Source organism: Xanthomonas sp. NCPPB 2933 (assembly GCF_056725225.1).
The window spans coordinates 1,280,665-1,298,205 of record NZ_CM161518.1 but is presented as its reverse complement, the minus strand read 5'-3'; the positions used below and the strand labels follow the sequence as shown (position 1 = coordinate 1,298,205).

Here is a 17,541-nt window from a genome sequence, read left to right as displayed (position 1 = left end):
CTTTGCTTCCAAGTGATGCCGCCCGTGGCTGCCGCCCCTGTTTCAGCGGCCATGGTGCGAGGTAACGTTACCCCAGGTAGATACCGACAACAACCTTTCTGCGTTAGGGTTGGCGCTCCCAGGAGGAGGGACTCATGCGAAACCTGATCCAGTCCGCATTACCGGCGGCATGCGCGTTGCTGTGCGTAATCGCGCTGCCTGCAGCTGCGCAGCGTTTGCAGGTGCAATCGCCCGACGCACGTACGCAAGTGGAATTCACCTTACGCGAGGGCGGCATTCCAACCTATCGCGTGCTGTATCGCAACAAAGTGGTGCTCGCCGATGCACCGCTTGGGCTGGATCTGGGCAGGGCCAATAAGCTCGGCCGCGATATGACGCTGCAAAGCAGCACCACAGAAACGCATGACAGCCAGTTCGCCCTGAGCGTGGGCAAGACGCGCCAGGTGCGCGATCACTATCGCCAATTGCGCGTGCAGTTGTCCGATGCGCAACAGCGGCGACTCACCATCGAGTTGCGCACCTACGACGATGGCGTAGCACTGCGTTACGTGCTGCCCGACGCCGGTGAAGTGCGTATTCGCAATGAGCTCACCAGCTTTGCATTTCCGCGCGATTACGCGTGCTGGACATTGAATCTCGGTCGCTTCGGCACCAGCCACGAGGGCGAATACGATGCGATCGCCGCCTCGAAGTTGCGCCCGCACAATCTGCTTGAACTGCCGCTGGTGTGCCAGACCGATGCGAAAGGCACCACGCTGGCGATTGCCGAGGCCAACCTGCGCGATTACGCCGGCCTGTATCTCACCGGCCGCGAGGATGGTGGACTGGGTGTGTCGGCGAAATTATCGCCACGCCTGGACGACCCCAAGCTGGCGGTCGACTTCGATGCCAAAGGCCGCGATTTTGCCACGCCATGGCGGGTGATCATGCTTGGCGACAGCCCGGCAAGCCTGATCGACTCCAACCTGATTTCCGCACTCAATCCACCGCCTGCCTTCGATGCCAGCTGGGTGCGTGCAGGCAAATCGGCGTGGGATTGGTGGTCCGGCTCGCTGGCCAGCGGTATGGCGAACCCCGGCATGAATACCGCCACCATCCAGCGCTATATCGATCACGCGCAGCAATTGAAACTGCAATACATGCTGATCGACGACGGCTGGTATTTCGGCAGCACCGGCGATGGCCAGTACAACGTCGATGCCGATATCCGCAGGCCGGTGGAGCAACTCGACCTGCCGGGCCTGGTGGCCTACGCACGGCAGCGCGATGTCGGGCTGTGGCTGTGGGCGCACTGGCGCGCGCTCGACGCGCATATGGACGAAGCGCTTGCGTGGTATCAGCAGCTCGGCATCAAGGGCATCAAGGTCGACTTCATGGACCGCGACGATCAGCAGATGGTGGATTTCTATCACCGCCTGCTCGCCAAGGCCGCCAAGCACAAATTGCTGGTGGATCTGCATGGCGCCTATCACCCCACCGGCTTGACCCGCACCTATCCCAACTACCTTACGCAGGAAGGCGTGCTCGGCGCCGAATACAACAAGTGGACCACGCGCATCACCGCCACGCATAACCTCACGTTGCCGTTTACACGCATGTTGCTCGGGCCGATGGACTACACGCCCGGCGGATTCCGCAATGTGCGCCCGGCCGACTTCAAGGCGCAGCACATCGCGCCGCAAGTGATGACCACGCGCGCGCAGCAACTGGCGATGTATGTGGTCTACGAAAGCCCGTTCGCGGTGGTGGCCGATAGCCCGGAGCAATACGAAAACGTGCCGGCAGCGCAGTTTCTGCGCGATGTGCCGGCAAGCTGGGACGAGACGCGGGCATTGGACGGTGCCATCGGCGAACACATCGCACTGGCGCGGCGCAGCGGCAAGGACTGGTATGTGGGCGCGATGACCAACGAGCAGGCACGCACGCTGACCTTGCCGTTATCGTTTCTGGGCAAGGGCACCTGGACCGCGACCATCTACGCCGATGGCGAGGCTCCGACAGAAGTGCGTATCGACACGCGCGAGCTCACACGTAACGACACGTTGCAGCTTGCGCTGGCTGCAAGCGGCGGCGCTGCAGTGAGGCTGCAAAAAAAGTAAGAACAGCCATGCTTATGGCGGAGTGACCGTGCACACCTTTGCGCATTGGCGATACGCCGTACGCAAGGGTGTGCATGACCATCGACATGGCATCCGCTTAGCGCATTGCGCTTGGCGTGTGCCTGATGTCACGCAATGCGTGCTTGCCGATATATTCCCTTTTTAGACAGTTAGCATGCGCACGCCTTCAACGCAGGCATGCGCCACCGAACGAACCTCGGGACGCAACTGCGACACTGAGAGCACTGTGCTGCATGGTGCGCCACGTGCAGGCAGTTTCGTTCTGGCGTCAGGGGAAACACACATGACCTTCCGTTCCAATCGGCCGATAGCGATCGGCCGCGCCGTTGCTGCGCTCTGCGTTTGTGCATTGGCTCCCGCCACTCACGCCGCCGCGTTGATGCCGCCGTCGATTTCGGCAACCAGCGATCGCAGCATCGACACACTGATGCCACCGCTACTGCGGACGCCTGCCACGGCAAGCGTCGCACCCGTCCAGCGCGCTGCACTGCGCGCCTCGCTGTCGGTGTCGGTGTCGGTGTCGCGCGCATTTCCGCAGGTCACGCGCGAGTTCAAAACTTTTCTGGATACGCAGGCGCAGCTCAGTTACGCCACGCGTGGCGCAACGGCCAAGGTGAGCGACCCCACCGCGTTCGCCGAAATGCAGCGCTATGTCTTCAATCGCTACAACGGTTTGACGGTACTGCGCAGCGTGCAACAGGACGGCAAGATCTTCGACTGCATTCCGCGCGAACAGCAGCCGGCACTGCGCGATGGCAGCACGCCAGCAATGCCACCAACGATCTCAAGCAACACGGGTACGGTGACGCCGATCGATGCGGCGCAACGCTGCGATACCGGCAGCGTACCGCTCGAACGCATCGGCCTGGCCGAGATGAGCAAGCATGCGGATCTGCGCAGCTTTCTGCGTGGCACCAGTCCCAGTGTGGTCGCGCCCAGGCAGGCTGACGCTGTGCCGGCGGCGCAGGAGGCCGCATCGGTGGTGCATTACTACTCCACCATCTATCTGGACACGGCCGGCTCGCCGGTGACCGGCGCCGGTGCCGACCTCAACACCTGGGTGCCGACAGTCACCGCCAACGATGCGCAATCGATCAGCCAGATCTGGTTGGGCGGTTACACCCGCCAAGGCGTGATCCAGACGCTGGAAGCCGGTTGGCAGACCCAGCCAGGCGCGGGCTGGGGCACGCGGCCGATCCTGTTTATCTACTCCACCCAGGACGGCTACGTCACCACCGGTTGCCACAACCTGGATTGCGCCGACTTCGTGCAGACCAGCACTGCCAACGTGCTCGGCGCTGCACCAGCGGGCGGCTTCAGCACCGCAGGCGGCGCACAGGCGATGTTGCATGTGGAGTTCCAGCGTAACGCTGATGGCTACTGGTGGTTCGGCTTGAATGGCGAATGGATCGGCTACTACAAGGCAGAACTTTACGCAGGCGATATCGCCGAGGGCAGCGCGAACATCTTCATCTCTGCGGGCGGCGAAATTTCCACCTGGGACGGTCGTCCCAGCGCACCGATGGGCAGCGGCCGGTTTGCGAACGCCGGCTATCGCCAGGCCGCATTTCAGGCCAACCATTTTTATCGCGATGCGGCGATGGCCGCGCATCCCACGCAACGCCTGTCGAGCTTGAATGTGGCGCAGCCGTCCTGCTACACGCTGGCGATGGCCGGTTACACCTACCCGTATGCCTTGGGTGCAGGCGTCACCCGCACCACGTTGTCGCCGGAAATGCAGAACGGCGGCTTCTACTTCGGCGGGCCGGGCTGCGCACGCTGAGTGAGTTGAGGGGAGTCATCGCGCGTACCGTTTCGGTGCGCGCGATTTCGGTGCGCACGATCGCTTATGGCAAGTCCACGCCTGCACACACGGGCGGGCGCGCATCCTTGATTTGCCGCACGCCGTTGGCATCGAACTGCAATGCCGCATGCTTGGGCGCGAACGCCGGCCAGGCCCGCAATCCCTTGGCGTTGGGATTGCCACGCTGCACGAACGCGGCCCAATAGCGCTGCAAACTCACCGGCGGCTGGCCGATCGGCAGATCCTTGAACAGGAATGGCAGCTCCGCGCTATGCGTCACCTGCCCGCCCGGTGCGGCGGTATCGAACACGTAATGCCACACCGGCACGCCCAGCGCGGCCTGCTGCTGTGCGACGGTCACTGCCGGGCAACGGAAGGTGAGATCGGTAGACAGCTGCATCGCCGCATCGCCTTGACGCGCGGCACGCTGCGCCGCGTGTGCACGCTGCGCCTGCAGCACGGCATCGGCCTGCGCGGGATAGTCGCGACGCAATCGCGCCTGCGCGCCCTGCTTGCCGCCATATTCCAGCTCCTGCACCACGTAGCCGATCAACAGCGGCACCTTGGCCTGTGCACCTTCGGCCAGCAGCGCCGCAGGCGCACGTGGCAGCACGCGTCCGTCGACAACCGCCTGCAACCAGATGTAGCCATCGTCGTCCAATGCCGGCACATCGACACCCTGCCCAGCCTTGATCACTTGCTCCACCGGCAGCGCACGCAGCTGTGCCAGACGCGTTGCAGGATCATCGATGCCTGCACGCTTGGCGATATTCACACCCAGCGTGCGGTTTTCTTCCAGCGAGCGCGCTGGCAAGCCGAAACCGGCGGTGCCGCTCTGCTCAATCGCTGCGGAAAACAGGCCACGTGCCAGCGGGCTGAGCATCAGCAGGCCCACGTCCTGACCACCGGCCGACTGCCCGGCGATGGTGACCCGCGCAGGATCGCCGCCGAACTGCGCGATGTTGTCGCGCACCCACTGCAGCGCGGCGATCTGATCGAGCAAGGCGTAGTTGCCGGCGGCTTCGTTATCGCCATCGCGCAGTTCCGGCAGCGACAGAAAACCGAGGGCGCCAAGCCGGTATTGCAGCGTCACCACCAGCATGTTCTGTGCGACCAGATTGGTCGGCAGATGGCCATCCGCGCCGCCAGCCACATTGGCGCCGCCGTGAATCCACACGAACACCGGCAGCGGCTTGGCCGGTTGCAGCTTTGGCGTCTGCACTTCGACGTAGAGACAATCTTCAGTGCCGCGCTTGGCCATGGCGTTGTTCCAGCCCAGCGCCGGCTGCACGCACGGTGTGGCCGCCTGGGTGGCATCGCGCACGTCCGACCATGCCCCAGCCGGCTGCGGTGGCCGCCAGCGCAATGCGCCCAATGGCGGGGCAGCGAAGGGAATCGCGCGGAACACCGCACTGCCGTCGTCCTGCCATTGCCCACGCACCATGCCGTGATCGGTACGCACCTCGGGGGCGGCAGCCGCTGCGGCCGGAGCCGCCACAACAGTGCTGGCGCTCAGCACCCCGCCAATGGCGAGCAACCACGCAGACGCACGCATCAGGACTGCCCGCTGAGCACGCGGGCGCGCCAGGCGGCCTGGAAGACCGCCGTGGCCGAGGCCACGTTGAGGCTTTCGACCTTGCCACTGCCGCGAATCGACAACTGCAGGTCGCAATCGCGTGCGAACTGGCGGTCCATGCCTTCGCTTTCTGCGCCCATCACATACACCAGCCGCTGCGGCAAAGCTGCGGCGAACACGTCTTCACCACCGTCCGCCAGCGTGGCGGCCACTGCGAATCCGGCCTGACGCAGTTGCGCCATTGCCAATGCAGTGTCGGGCAGTTGCACCAGCGGCACCGCTTCGGCGCCACCTTCGGCCACACGTGCCGCCGCGCCGGACAAGCCCAGCGTGGAGCCGGCCGGCAGCAGCAAGCCGGCCACACCAAAGTGCGCGGACGAGCGCAAAATCGCGCCGAAGTTGTGCGGGTTGCCCACACCATCCAACCACAGCGCCAGCACCGGACCGGCCGGCAAGGCGGCCAGCCAGTCCTGCAAGGACTGCGGGGTGACGCGCAGCACCTCGGCCACCACGCCTTCGTGGTGGGTACTGGCGGCCAGCTTGCTGAGATCGGCCTCCTCGACCACGCGGTAGCCGATGCGCTGGGCAACGCACCAGGCCAGCAGCGCCTTGAACTGCGGAATGCGCGCCTCGCTCAGATACAGCTTGCGCAACGCCTCCGGCCGCGCCTTGAACACCGCCTGCACCGCATTGATGCCGTACAGCCGCACTTCGCGCGCGTTGCCGCCAGAGGTTGAAGAAGCAGCGGGCGTGGCCGAGGGCGCGTACTGCGCAGGCGCCTGCGGTGCGGGTGGCCGCGCTGCAGGTGCACGCGGCGCGGCGCGCCCCCAAGGGTTGTGCGCGCCGCCGGAGGTGCCGCCATCGCGCGGCGGGCGTGAGCCCCGTCCATCATGCTGTGTCATCGTCGTATCCAGTCCTTCGTGTTTCTTGCAGTGCGGAACAGGCCGTTCTCGACCCCTCCCGCGATTGCTGTATCGGTCATCCTGCAGCGCCACCAGGGCCGCTGCCGCAGGAACAGTGACGACGATGGTAAGCCACTGGCGCGATGGGCCGTGTACGGCGGTTGGGATGAAGCCGATTTCCAAAGCCTTGCCTGCCTGCCGGGACCGAATTCTGGCGCGCAGGATCGGCGTGCCTCCATTTGGAAGGCTTCGCCATCGGCGTGTGTAAAAAGGTGCGGAAATTGCGCGCTCAACCCGCGCGGCATCAGCGGGTCATGGCGCGCCGCAACAAGGCATCCAGGTCGTCCTGGCGCCAACGGCGCAGCACGAGGCCGGCTCCGTGCTGCGTCGGTGAATCGTCCATCGCTCCGGCCCCTATGTGCGCAGCATCGACACTGCCGATACTGCGCACCCGGGTCGCACGCTGCAACTCAGCGCTTGGCGGTTTGCGCCCGCTTCAGTGCGGCGCACAGGCGGATGGTTTCGCCGGTCTGGGCGAGGCCGCGGTCGGCGCCGCTAAGCTTGGCCAGGCGCGGTTTGAAGAACGCATCCAGGCGGTCGGCGTCTTCCACGCTGCAACTGCCGGTTGCGCCCATTGCCGGCAAGCCGCCGCCGTCGAACGAGCCGCTACGCTGCACGATGCGGTCGAAGTTGGCGGTGAACCATGCCCACATCGAATCATGCGAGGCCTCGTAACTGTGCCCGCGCGACAGCAAGCCCTTCATCTCGCCGACCTTGATCGCATCGGTGAGCGCGAAGTCGCGCGCCTGCTTGAGCAATGCCGGGTCCTGCAGCGTGCCCAGTGCGGTGATCATGGCGTTGCGTTGCGCAGGGTCGGCGTGCGTGCGCAATGCGCCGATCAACGCCTGCACGGCGGGCGCACCACGTTCCTGTGCGGTCACCGCCAGCACGGTGCCGAGCAGATCCGGATTGGCCTTGGAGAAGTCCAGTGCGCCGTTGCCGCCGGCCAGCACCGCATCGCCTTGCGCGAGCAGCGCGTTGCGCACCTGCGCGTTCTGCAGACGCAGCGCGAACAGGCCGGCCAGCGAGGCGCGCAGCGTGGTGTCGTCGATCGATTCGCCGCTGCGCCGCGTGTAACCCAACTGCTGCAGGCGCGGCAGATACGCCTGTTCGGCGACCTTGCGCAAGGCGCCGCGCTGCGCCTCGGTGGTGGCCTGGTAGCGCCAGATCCACACGAAGCGATCCAGCAGTGCGGTCGAGACATCGGCCGATGCGGACGGTGCCAACTGCTTGAGCGCAGCCAGCACCGCGTCGCTGTCGATATCGCCGTGGCGGTAGGCCGCATCGATCGCATCGGCGTAGGCGAGCTGTTCGTTTTCGTCGAGCTGGCCGATCTGCTTGCCGAGCGCTGCCAGCTGTTTCTTCGGCAGGCTGAAACGGTAATAGCCGGCGCCGCGCGCGTTCGGGAACACCCAGGTGTTCTTGCCGGCGCCCTCCAGCACGATGCTGCCACTGCCGTCTTCGAGCATCTGGCAGGCGGTGCCGACCTGGTTCTTGCCCTTGCCGTATTTCACGCACACCGGCACGCCCCATTGCTGCGCGGTGGAGCCGGTGGAGCCCAGCGGCAGGTAGCGCTGCTGCTGCAGTTTGACCACAGTCTTGCTGCCTTCGCGCGCAACCTGGGTCTGCAGATACGGCACGCCCGGCTGATTGAGGAAGCTGCGGAATGCGGCCTTGAAATCTTCGCCCTTGCCGGCGGCCTCGGCGATCGCATCGACCAGATCGTCGGCGGTGGCGCTGCCGAACTTGTGCTTGGCGATATAGGCACGCATGCCTTCGCGGAACACGTCTTGCCCGACGAAGGCTTCGAACATCGCCAGTACCGCCGCACCCTTCTGATAGGTGATGCCGTCGAAGGCGGTTTCGATATCGCCATTGCCGGTGATCGGCTGGCGGATCTTGCGCGCGCTGACCAGGCTGTCGTTGTCCATCGCGTGCTGTGCGCCGGTGATGCGGTCCAGATTGGCGCGGTATTCCGGGTGCAGCTGCATGGTGATCTTCTGCTGCATCCAGGTTGCAAACGCTTCGTTCAACCACAGGTCGTCCCACCACTCCATGGTGACCGCATCGCCGGTCCATTGGTGGGCCAGCTCATGCGCGTTGGTGTTGAAGGAGCGCTGCACGTTCTCTGCCGGCGACTCCTTGTCCAGCAACAGCAGCCAATCGCGGAAGGTCACAAAGCCAGGATTTTCCATCGCACCGGCACTGAAATCCGGGGCGGCGACCAGATCGAGCTTGTCGAACGGATAACCGAAGGCGTAGTAGTCCTCCAGCGCGGCGATGATCGCCGGGGTCTGGTCCAGCGCCGGGGTGATGCGCGGGCCCTGGCCCTTGGCCGCGATGCCACGCAACGGCGTGGCGTTGGGGCGCTGTGGGGTGGCCGGCATGGCCGGCACGTCCACCACATCCCACGGGCCGGCGGCGTAGGCGACCAGATAGGTCGGCAGCGGCACGGTCGGGGCGAAGGTCACCGTTTTCCAGCCCTTGCCGGCCGGCTTGGTCGAGGTTGCGATGGTGTTGGCCAACGCCTGGTCGTCGGTGGGCACGGTCAGGCTGAGGTCGAACGGGGTCTTGAACGCGGGCTCGTCGAAACCGGGGAACGCGTAGCGTGCGCTGATCGGTTCCATCTGCGTCATCGCATAGGACTGGCCCTGATACTTCACCTGGTACAGGCCCTGCAGCTGCTGATTGAGCGGCGCGCTGTAGACGATGTCCACGGTGAGCGTCTGCGGCTGCAGCGTGCGACCGAAGTCCAGGCGCACCACACCTGCCTGCGCATCGGCTTCCACATAGCGTGCGGTCAGCGGCTTGCCTTTGCCCTTGCTCTTGGCCGGCGTGATCGTGACCTTGCTGACCTCCAATTCCTTGCCATGCAGCCAGAGGTGATCGGACGCCTGCTTGAGCTGCACGCGAATACTGGTGCGGCCACTGAACTCGGTCTGGTCCGGGTCGATCTTGAACGACAGGCTGTAGCGCTCCGGCACCGCCCAGGCAGGCAGCCGGCCATTGGGCACCGGCTCGCCGGAGGATTGCGCCAGCGCGGTGCCGCAGCACAGCGCAAGGAGAGAGGGAGCAAGCAGGCAGGCAAAACGACGCATCGGCAATTCCGGTCAGGGTAACCGCCGAAGTCGACCACAGCAGGCCATGACTGTCATGTGACCTTAGTCATTGCACGCGCTTAGCGCGTTGGTAAAGGTGCGTGCGACCGCTGAGCCATGCAATGGTGCCGAGGCCAGTTGGCGCGGCCTACGGCACCGGCCATAGCACGAACATATCCACGACCAGCAGCACCAGCGCAATGGTGCCGAGCAGGGCCGCGCGCAGGATCGGGCACTGCCATGGAGCGATGTGTTGCGGTGGTTCGCCCGAGCGTGGCCGGTGCGTGGCTGGCTGCGCAGGCGCTACCGCAGTGGTGTCGGGCAGTTGTGCTGTGCACGGTGTTGCAGCGCGTGTAGCGAGATCGCCAGCGCGCGCCGCACCGCAATGCGGACAGTACGCCTGCGCGGCGTGCCCACCGGCAGCCCGCAATGCGGATGGATCGCCCTTGGCGAAAGGCAGTGTCTGCATCGCATGCACTCCTGGACTGGATTGCGGCGTCTGGCTCGATCACGCGGCAGTGCTGCAGGCCGTTGCGAAGACACTCCCGGCAAGGCGCCGGGGCTGCCCTGCGTCATTGCATCAATGATGCTGGCCTTGCGCTGATGCGCTCGATGGACCCAGCGTGCGCCCCGATGTTTGGGTTTTGTTTGCGCTGCAGGCGCATGCACACGCAGCGATCAACACCGATGCCGCAGCCCCGCGTCTTCGACAACCGTCAGCACACACTGCCGGCATCGCTCAGGCGTGCCCACCCACCGACGGCGTCTGCGCCTCCAGGGTCTTCAGCTCGCGTGCCACCGCTTCGGGCGACTTGGTGAATGGCGCGATCAAACTGTAGAACGCCGGCACCACGTACAGCGACAGCAGCGTGGACAGCGACACGCCGAAGATCACCACCACACCGATCGTGGCGCGGCTGGCCGAGCCAGGGCCGCCGGCCACCACCAGCGGAATCGCGCCGACCACCGTGGCGATCGAGGTCATCAGGATCGGGCGCAAACGCACCGATGCCGATTCCACGATTGCCGCATGCACGCTACGGCCCTCATCGCGCAGCTGATTGGCGAACTCCACGATCAGGATGCCGTTCTTGGCGGCCAGGCCAACCAGCATCACGATGCCGATCTGACTGAACAAATTGAGCGTGCCACCGGTGAGCCACAAACCGACCAATGCACCTAGCACCGCCAGCGGCACGGTGAGCATGATCACCAGCGGATGGGCGAAGCTTTCGAACTGCGCGGCCAGCACCAGATACACCACCAGCAAGGCCATGCCGAAGGTCAGCAATACTGCGCTGCCGGACTGCTGGTACTCGCGCGATTCGCCCTTCCAGTCCACCTGCGCGTACTCGGGCAATTCCTCGCGTGCGGTCTGCTGCGCCCAGGCGATCGCATCGCCTAGCGGGTAGCCCGGCGCCAAGCCGGCACTGATGGTGATCGCCCGCAAACGATTGAAGCGGTTCAAGGTGCCCGCTTCGGCCACTTCGCTCAAGCTCACCAGGTTGGACAACGGAATCAGTTCGCCACGGATCGAACGCACGCGGATCGCGGTGAGGTCTTCCGGCGCCATGCGGCCTTCGCGGCCGGCCTGCAGCATCACGTCGTATTCCTCGCCATTTTCGACGAACGTCGTCACGCGGCGCGAGCCCATCATCGCTTCCAGCGCCCCACCGATCGCCGTCACCGGCACGCCCAGATCGGCGGCGCGCAGACGGTCGATATTGACGCGCATCTGCGGGCGGGTTTCCTTGTAGTCGGAGTCGGGACCGACCAACCCCGGATTGGCTTCCATGCGCTGCAGGATGCGATCGCGCCACTGCGCGATCTCGGCATAATCCGGCCCGCCCAGCACCAGCTGGAACGGCTGCCCGCGGCTGCGCACCAATCCACCGCTCACCTGCGTGCGCGCACGCACGCCACTGAGCACGTTGAGTTTCTGCTGCAGTTCGTCGGCCACTTCGGTGGTGGGGCGCGTGCGCTTTTCCCAATCCTGCAGGAACACGCTGACGCGGCCGGTGTGCATTTCCTCGCTGCTGCCAAATCCGCCGGGCACGCGCGGGTTGGCACGCACGATCGGTTTGTCCGGGCCCACGTAGGGGCCAAGAATCGCTTCGACCTGATGCATCTGCCCCACGGTGTAATCGAAGCCGGCGCCCTCGGGCCCATCGATCATGATCTGGAAATTGCCGCGGTCTTCGGCCGGTGCCAGCTCGGAGGGAATCCGGCTCATCAGCCACGCGCTGGCGCCCAGCGCCAGCAGCATCAGCAGCGCGAAGATCCAGGTGCGATGCACATGCCGCTCCAGCGAGCGCCCATACGCGCCAGACACCGCCTGCATGCGGCCATCGAACCAGCGATGGAAGCGATTGGGTTTGGCCTGCCCGTGCGAGCGCAACAATTTGGACGACATCATCGGCGTCAGCGTCAACGCCACGAACGCCGAGATCGCCACCGCCGCCGCCAACGCCACCGCGAGCTCGCGGAACAGGCGCCCGGTATTGCCTTCCAGAAAGCCCACCGGCAAAAACACCGCCACCAGCACCGCAGTGGTCGCGATCACCGCAAACGCCACCTGCCCGGTACCGCGCTTGGCGGCCACCAGCGGCGGCTCGCCCAGGTCGATGCGGCGCTGGATGTTTTCCACCACCACGATGGCATCGTCCACCACCAGGCCGATACACAGCACCAGCGCCAACAAGGTCAGCAAGTTGATAGAAAAATCGAACGCGTACAGCGCGATGAAGGCGGCGATCAGACACACCGGCACCGTCACCGCCGGAATCAAGGCCGCACGTGCGCTACCCAGAAACACCCAGATCACCACCAGCACCAGCACCACCGCTTCGATCAGCGTGTGGTACACGCGCTCCACCGCCGCATCGATAAAGGTGGTGGTGTCGAAGGCGACGAAGATATTGGTGCCCTGCGGCAGCGACTTCTGCACTTCTTCGGCCTGCGCACGCGCTTCGCGTGCCACGTCCAGCGCGTTGGCGGTGGAGTTGCGCACGATGCCCAGGCCCACATTGGGCACGCCGTTGCTCTGGAAATACGCGCGCCGTTCGGCCGAGGTCAGCTCGACCTTGGCCACGTCGCCCAACCGCACCACATAGCCGCCCTCGCCCTTGCTCAACGGCAACTTGGCGAAGTCCTCGGGCTTGAGATAACTGCGCTCCACGCGCAAGGTGAAATCGCGCTGCGCCGATTCGATGCTGCCGGCCGGCAGTTCCACGTTTTCGTTCTGCAGCGCCGCTTCCACATCGGCCACGGTGAGTTCGCGCGCGGCTAGTTGATCGCGGTCCAGCCAGATGCGCATCGCATAGCGCTGGCGTCCGCCGATCCGCACCTGCGCCACGCCGTCCAGGCTGGAGAAGCGGTCGACCACATAGCGCTCGGCGTAGTCGGACAGTTGCAGCGTGTCCATCGTGCTGGAGCTCATGTTGAGCCACAGGATGGGGTCGGCGTCGGCTTCGACCTTGGAAATCTCCGGCGGGCGCGCCTGGTCCGGCATGCGATCGGACACGCGGCTGACCGCATCGCGCACATCGTTGGCGGCCGCTTCCACATCGCGCGACTGCACGAATTCGATGCTGATATCGGAGGAGCCATTGCGGCTGCGCGCCTCGATGGTCTCGATGCCTTCGATACCGGCGAGCGCGTCTTCCAGCACCTGGGTGATGCGGCTTTCCACCACCGCCGCCGAAGCGCCGGTGTATTCCACATCCACCGAGACGATGGGCGGGTCGATCGCCGGCAACTCGCGCAGCGTGAGCCGGGTGAACGACATCACCCCCAGCACGATCAGCAACAGGCTCATCACCACCGCCATCACCGGGCGGGTAATGGACAGATCGGAGAGTTTCATCGCGCTGCCTGCGTGGGCGCCACTGCAGATGTCGATGCAGGCACGGGTGCGGCCTGATCGACCACCTTCAAGCCCGGACGCAGCTTGCCGGTGCCATCCACCACGATGCGCTCACCGGCCTTGACCCCTTCCAGAATCTCCACCTTGCCATCGCGGCGCTCGCCCAGCCGCACATCGGCGCGCTCCACGCTGCTGTCGGGCTTGACCCGGAACACGTAAGACTCGCGCCCCACCTGCACCACCGCAATCTCAGGGATCACCACAGCCTGCCGCGCCGGCTGGAACAGCCGCACATCCAGCAGCATGCCCGGGCGCAGCCGGCGATCGCCGTTGGGGAAGTCCGCCCGCACCGTTACCGAGCGGGTGGTCTCGTCGATCCGCGAATCGATCGCCGCCACCACGCCTTCGAACTGCGCGCCCGGGTACGCAGCCGCCGTGCCATTGACCGCATTGCCGAGTTGCACCAGGCCGAACTGCGATTCCGGCACCTGAAAGTCCACGTACATGCGCTCCACATCGTCCAGCGTGGCGATCACCGTGCTGGAGGTGATCAACGAGCCCGGGCTGATCTGGCGGATGCCGAGCACGCCGGAGAACGGCGCACGCACTTCGCGGTCAGTGATCTCCGCGCGCATCTGCTGCACGCGCGCCTGCGCCGCATCGCGCAAGGCGCGTTGCGTATCGACAGTGGACTTGGCCACCAACTGCTGGCCAACCAGACTCAACTGGCGCCGATACAACTGATCGGTTTCTTCGAAGGTGGCCTGCGCAGCCGTCAGCGCCGCCTGCTGCGAATTGCCGCGCAGGCGCAGCAGCAACTGCCCGGCCTTGACCTCGTCGCCGCTATCGAAATTGACCTGCTCCACCACATCGCTGACCGCAGCGGTCAGCGCCACCGATTCGCGCGCGCGCACGGTGGCGATCGACTGCACGGTCGAGTTCCAGGGCTGGGTGGTCACCGCCTGCACAGAGACCGGAATGGGTTTGGCAACGGCGGGCGCCGCAGCCTGACGGCTGCAGCCGGCCAACGCAGCGGCCAAGAAGAGCGCGGCGCAAAAGCGCGCGCTGGGCAGAACAAGCATCAGAACATCCTGGCGAGGTACGTCGAAAGTTTAACGACCTAGCCGCCAGGGTGTTGACAGAAAGGTGTGCTTTGCACCATGACCAAAGACCCTTGCCGTCGTCAGCGCGATGCGCTGGTCAACGTTCCAGTTCAAGAAACTCGAGCACATGGCGCGCCAGCGCCTCTACATTCTCACCATCGGCGTGAAGATGGATCTCCGGCGCTTCCGGCGCCTCGTACGGCGAATCGATGCCGGTGAAATTGGGAATCTGCCCGGCCCGCGCCTTGCGGTACAAGCCCTTCACATCGCGCGCCTCGGCGACCTCGAGTGGAACATCCACAAACACTTCGACGAATTCACCCTGGTCGAAGCGCTCGCGCGCCAGCTGCCGCTCGGCACGGAACGGCGAGATGAAGCTCACCAGCACGATTAGGCCGGCATCGGCCATCAGCCGCGCCACCTCGGCCACGCGGCGGATGTTTTCCACGCGGTCTTCGTCGGTGAAACCCAGATCGCGGTTGAGCCCGTGGCGCACGTTGTCGCCGTCCAGGATGAAGGTGTGATAGCCCAGCGCATACAGCCGCTTGTCGACCAGATTGGCAACGGTGGATTTGCCCGCGCCCGACAAGCCGGTGAACCACAGCACGCGCGGGGTCTGGCCCTTGATGCGCGCACGCGCGGCGCGATCCACGTCCAGATGCTGCCAGTGCACGTTGCCCGCGCGGCGCAGCGCAAACTCCAGTGTGCCGGCGGCCACCGTGGCATTGCTCTGCCGGTCGATCAGGATGAAACCGCCCAGCACGCGATTGCGCGCATACGGCGAGAACGCGATCGGCTCGTCCAGCGACAGATTGCAGTAACCCACCTCGTTGAGCTCCAGCCGCTTGGCGGCCAGGCGCTCCTGCGTATTCACATCGACCTTGTGCTTGATCTCGCTGATGCTCGCGGTGACCGTGCGGGTGCCGATCTTGAGCCAGTACGGGCGGCCCGGCAGCAACGCCGCATCGTCCATCCACAACAGATGTGCGGCGAACTGGTCGGCCACTTCCGGCGGGTCGTCGACGGCAGCGATGATGTCGCCGCGGCTGATATCGATCTCTTCGCGCAAGGTCAGCGTGACCGCCTGGCCGGCGCGCGCGCTATCCACGTCGCCATTGGCATCCAGCACCGAAGCCACCTGCGTGCGCCGCCCGGACGGCACCACCACCACGGCATCGCCAACCCGCACCTGCCCGGCCGCAATGGTGCCGGCATAGCCACGGAAATGCTGGTTGGGACGATTGACCCACTGCACCGGCAAGCGGAACCCGCTGCCTGCTTCCGGCGCCTCCAATTGCACGGTGTCGAGATGCTGCAACAGATGCGGGCCGCTGTACCACGGCATCCGCGTCGAGGCGCTGGACAGATTTTCGCCATCCAGTGCCGATAGCGGAATGCACTGCACATCGGCAATGCCCATCTGCGCGGCCAGCACGCGATAGGCATCGGCGATCTCGGCGAACACCTGCGCGTCGTAGTCCACCAGGTCCATCTTGTTGACCGCCAGCACCACATGCCGGATGCCCAGCAACGACACGATGTAACTGTGCCGGCGCGTCTGCGCCAACAATCCCTTACGCGCATCCACCAGCACCACCGCGACATCGGCGGTGGATGCGCCGGTGGCCATATTGCGTGTGTACTGCTCATGCCCGGGGCAATCGGCCACGATGAACTTGCGTTGGTCGGTATCGAAATAGCGATACGCCACATCGATGGTGATGCCCTGCTCGCGCTCGGCGGCCAGCCCATCCATCAACAATGCATAGTCGATGCCCTCGCCCTGCGTCCCATGGCGGCGGCTATCGCTTTCCAGCGCTGCGAGCTGGTCGTCGAACAAGCGCTTGCTGTCGTACAACAAGCGCCCAATCAACGTGCTCTTTCCGTCATCCACGCTGCCGCAGGTGATGAAGCGCAGCAGCGGCTTTGATTCGTGTTGATGCAGGTAGGCGCCGATGGCGCCGGGATTCGGGAGTGGGGATTGGGGATTGGCAAAGGCAGCTGCTTCCCCCGTTCCGTCCACGGCGAACCGCTGTTGCGAATCTCCAATCTCCACTCCCGAATCACTGCCCATCAGAAATACCCCTCAAGCTTTTTCTGCTCCATCGATGCACCCGGCGCATGATCGATCATGCGGCCCTGGCGCTCGGAGCTGGTGCTGACCAGCATCTCGGCGATCACCGCTTCCAGCGTGTCGGCGGTGGATTCGATCGCACCGGTCAGCGGATAGCAGCCCAGCGTGCGGAAGCGCACCGAGCGTAGCTGCGGTGTTTCGCCTTCATGCAAGGGCAGGCGATGGTCGTCGACCATGATCCACGCGCCGTCGCGCTCCACCACCGGGCGCGGTGCGGCGAAATACAGCGGCACCACCGGAATACGTTCGCGGTAGATGTACAACCAGATATCCAGCTCGGTCCAGTTGGAGAGCGGAAACACGCGCACGCTTTCGCCCGGCTTGGTGCGCGCGTTGTAGAGATTCCACAACTCCGGGCGCTGATTCTTCGGGTCCCAGCGATGACGCGCATTGCGGAACGAGAACACGCGCTCCTTGGCGCGCGATTTTTCCTCGTCGCGGCGCGCACCACCAATCGCTGCATCGAAGCCGCCCTGCTCCAGCGCCTGCTTCAAGCCCTGCGTCTTCATGATGTCGGTATGCACCGCCGCGCCATGGCTGATCGGGCCGATGTCCTGGACGATGCCGTCCGGGTTGATGTGCACGCGCAGGTCCACGCCGGTCTCGGCCGCACGGCGGTCGCGGAAGGCGATCATCTCGCCGAACTTCCAGCGCGTGTCCACATGCAGCAACGGGATCGGTGGCGGCGATGGCGCAAAGGCCTTGAGCAGCAGATGCAGCAGCACCGAACTGTCCTTGCCCACCGAATACAGCATCACCGGGGCCCGGAACTCGGCGGCGACTTCGCGCAGGATGTGGATGCTTTCGGCCTCGAGGCGGTCGAGGTGAGACAGGGGCTGCAGAGTCATCGGGGTGTCGTGGCGTCGGCGGGCAGACCAG

10 protein-coding genes and 1 pseudogene are annotated in these 17,541 nt (G+C 65.1%); 2 read left to right on the top strand and 9 right to left on the bottom strand.

The window, feature by feature from the left end; translation table 11 throughout:
* Positions 1-134: 134 nt before the first annotated feature.
* Both AC1PLU_RS05400 and AC1PLU_RS05395 read left to right on the top strand, forming a co-directional pair.
* A complete protein-coding gene (locus AC1PLU_RS05400; protein WP_481107911.1) occupies positions 135-2,099 on the top strand; it encodes a glycoside hydrolase family 97 protein in 1,965 nt (654 codons plus the stop codon).
* Between the two features lie 304 nt (positions 2,100-2,403).
* Positions 2,404-3,903, top strand: coding sequence for a neprosin family prolyl endopeptidase (locus AC1PLU_RS05395; RefSeq protein WP_481107910.1), 1,500 nt, complete (start codon positions 2,404-2,406; stop codon positions 3,901-3,903).
* 64 nt (positions 3,904-3,967) lie between these two features.
* Here the strand turns inward: AC1PLU_RS05395 and AC1PLU_RS05390 are convergent, their stop codons facing one another.
* From AC1PLU_RS05390 to cysD, 9 genes and pseudogenes are all read right to left on the bottom strand, one after another.
* On the bottom strand, positions 3,968-5,479 hold the full coding sequence (locus AC1PLU_RS05390; protein WP_481107909.1) for a carboxylesterase/lipase family protein: 1,512 nt from the start codon (positions 5,477-5,479) through the stop codon (positions 3,968-3,970).
* On the bottom strand, positions 5,479-6,402 hold the full coding sequence (locus AC1PLU_RS05385; protein WP_255085881.1) for a TrmH family RNA methyltransferase: 924 nt from the start codon (positions 6,400-6,402) through the stop codon (positions 5,479-5,481). Before AC1PLU_RS05385 ends, AC1PLU_RS05390 begins: the two co-directional genes overlap by 1 nt.
* 242 nt (positions 6,403-6,644) lie before the next feature.
* Positions 6,645-6,805: pseudogene (locus AC1PLU_RS05380) on the bottom strand (GNAT family N-acetyltransferase); the annotation flags it as partial.
* A gap of 67 nt (positions 6,806-6,872) precedes the next feature.
* Complete coding sequence (locus tag AC1PLU_RS05375) at positions 6,873-9,560, bottom strand: M1 family metallopeptidase (RefSeq protein ID WP_481107908.1); 2,688 nt, start codon at positions 9,558-9,560, stop codon at positions 6,873-6,875.
* A gap of 148 nt (positions 9,561-9,708) precedes the next feature.
* Positions 9,709-10,029, bottom strand: a complete 321-nt coding sequence (locus tag AC1PLU_RS05370) for a hypothetical protein (RefSeq protein WP_481095361.1) — start codon at positions 10,027-10,029, stop codon at positions 9,709-9,711.
* Between the two features lie 270 nt (positions 10,030-10,299).
* Complete coding sequence (locus tag AC1PLU_RS05365; protein ID WP_481107907.1) at positions 10,300-13,425, bottom strand: efflux RND transporter permease subunit; 3,126 nt, start codon at positions 13,423-13,425, stop codon at positions 10,300-10,302.
* Positions 13,422-14,507, bottom strand: a complete 1,086-nt coding sequence (locus tag AC1PLU_RS05360) for an efflux RND transporter periplasmic adaptor subunit (protein ID WP_168958796.1) — start codon at positions 14,505-14,507, stop codon at positions 13,422-13,424. The genes AC1PLU_RS05365 and AC1PLU_RS05360 overlap by 4 nt, the downstream gene beginning before the upstream one ends.
* Before the next feature lie 118 nt (positions 14,508-14,625).
* Positions 14,626-16,602 (bottom strand): sulfate adenylyltransferase subunit CysN, encoded by a 1,977-nt coding sequence (gene cysN, locus AC1PLU_RS05355; RefSeq protein ID WP_481107906.1) that lies wholly within the window; start codon positions 16,600-16,602, stop codon positions 14,626-14,628.
* On the bottom strand, positions 16,602-17,510 hold the full coding sequence (gene cysD / locus AC1PLU_RS05350) for a sulfate adenylyltransferase subunit CysD (RefSeq protein WP_481107905.1): 909 nt from the start codon (positions 17,508-17,510) through the stop codon (positions 16,602-16,604). Before cysD ends, cysN begins: the two co-directional genes overlap by 1 nt.
* Between the last annotated feature and the right edge of the window lie 31 nt (positions 17,511-17,541).

Coding starts and splice junctions, on each gene's coding strand:
- AC1PLU_RS05360 (WP_168958796.1), bottom strand. CDS start 14,507: ATGCTTGTTCTGCCCAGCGCGCGCTTTTGCGCCGCGCTCTTCTTGGCC.
- AC1PLU_RS05365 (WP_481107907.1), bottom strand. CDS start 13,425: ATGAAACTCTCCGATCTGTCCATTACCCGCCCGGTGATGGCGGTGGTG.
- AC1PLU_RS05375 (WP_481107908.1), bottom strand. CDS start 9,560: ATGCGTCGTTTTGCCTGCCTGCTTGCTCCCTCTCTCCTTGCGCTGTGC.
- AC1PLU_RS05370 (WP_481095361.1), bottom strand. CDS start 10,029: ATGCAGACACTGCCTTTCGCCAAGGGCGATCCATCCGCATTGCGGGCT.
- AC1PLU_RS05400 (WP_481107911.1), top strand. CDS start 135: ATGCGAAACCTGATCCAGTCCGCATTACCGGCGGCATGCGCGTTGCTG.
- cysD (WP_481107905.1), bottom strand. CDS start 17,510: ATGACTCTGCAGCCCCTGTCTCACCTCGACCGCCTCGAGGCCGAAAGC.
- cysN (WP_481107906.1), bottom strand. CDS start 16,602: ATGGGCAGTGATTCGGGAGTGGAGATTGGAGATTCGCAACAGCGGTTC.
- AC1PLU_RS05385 (WP_255085881.1), bottom strand. CDS start 6,402: ATGACACAGCATGATGGACGGGGCTCACGCCCGCCGCGCGATGGCGGC.
- AC1PLU_RS05390 (WP_481107909.1), bottom strand. CDS start 5,479: ATGCGTGCGTCTGCGTGGTTGCTCGCCATTGGCGGGGTGCTGAGCGCC.
- AC1PLU_RS05395 (WP_481107910.1), top strand. CDS start 2,404: ATGACCTTCCGTTCCAATCGGCCGATAGCGATCGGCCGCGCCGTTGCT.